This window comes from Thalassospira sp. MIT1004 (assembly GCF_001858545.1).
GTDB classification, from domain to species: Bacteria; Pseudomonadota; Alphaproteobacteria; order Rhodospirillales; family Thalassospiraceae; genus Thalassospira; species Thalassospira xiamenensis.
This window is the reverse complement of record NZ_MCAO01000038.1, coordinates 1-568: the sequence shown is the minus strand read 5'-3', so window position 1 is coordinate 568 and position 568 is coordinate 1. Positions and strand designations below refer to the sequence as shown.

Annotated in this window: 1 protein-coding gene; it reads left to right on the top strand. The window is 56.9% G+C overall.

Going from position 1 to position 568, the window contains the following annotated elements; genetic code table 11:
* Nucleotides 1-568: Ig-like domain-containing protein (locus BC440_RS23175; RefSeq protein WP_175484491.1), on the top strand; the 568-nt coding region annotated here is incomplete at both ends.

The window sequence follows — 568 nt, the reverse complement described above, 5'->3', positions numbered from 1 at the left end:
GATACGCCGACATTGGACGTTTCTGATGCCAGTGGTTCGGAAGATTCTGCGATTGCACTCGATATTGACGCAGGCCTGACGGACAGCTCCGAAGTTCTAACCGTTACGATCAGTGGTGTGCCAGAAGGTGCGGCCTTATCTGCCGGTACCGATAACGGTGATGGCAGTTGGACTCTAAGTCCCGATCAGCTTGCAGGCCTGACGATTAACCCGTCGGATGATTTCTCCGGCAGCTTCGAGCTTGGTGTGACGGCAACGTCTGCCGATGGCGAAGATATCGCGACCACAACGGGCAGTATCACGGTTGACGTCACAGGTGTTGCCGATAAACCGACGCTTGATGCCGCAGATGCCTCTGGCTCGGAAGACAGCGCGATTGCACTGGATATCGATGCCGGTCTGACGGACAGCTCCGAAGTTCTGACCGTTACGATCAGCAGCGTGCCAGAGGGCGCGACCCTGTCAGCCGGTACCGATAACGGTGATGGCAGCTGGACTCTAAGTCCCGATCAGCTCGCAGGTCTGACGATCACACCAGCGGATGACTTCAGCGGATCGTTTGACCTGA